The 430-nt window shown below is 43.5% G+C and carries 1 protein-coding gene; it reads right to left on the bottom strand.

The features are described from left to right. Positions 1 to 127: 127 nt before the first annotated feature. Positions 128 to 430: sulfite exporter TauE/SafE family protein (locus AB4512_RS22815; protein ID WP_372175812.1), on the bottom strand; the 303-nt coding region annotated here is incomplete at its 5' end.

Genomic DNA, 430 nt, shown 5'->3' with positions numbered 1-430 from the left:
TCGGTCAAACAAGGCTTGATGATAAGCCCCTCGAGATTTGTCAACCTGCGAGCAATGGCCAATCAAGGTATCAATAACACTTTTTAGCTTTGAAAATTGATTCATTTCACTTCCCGTTGGCTACTGCCTATAAGTTCACAAACCAAGCTTCGTATGCCAGTTTAATTGCAAGTACGCTTACAACTGTAACAAACACAGGTCTTATAAATGTAGCACCGAACCGAATAGCAGAGTGAGCGCCAACAAATGCACCGGCCATCAAACAAAGGCCCATGGTTAAACCTAGAACCCAATCAATATGACCAAGAATCGCGAAGGTCACCAAAGAGGTAAAGTTACTGGTAAAGTTCATGGCTTTGGATAGACCAGAGGCAAGTAAGATGTTTAAGCGATAAAGCGCCATAGAGCTTACCGTCCAAAACGCGCCAGT

Source organism: Vibrio sp. 10N.222.52.B7, assembly GCF_041474275.1.
In the GTDB taxonomy this organism is placed as follows: domain Bacteria; phylum Pseudomonadota; class Gammaproteobacteria; order Enterobacterales; family Vibrionaceae; genus Vibrio; species Vibrio crassostreae_C.
The sequence above is the reverse complement of the archived record's forward strand: the minus strand, read 5'-3'. Positions and strand labels throughout refer to the sequence as shown.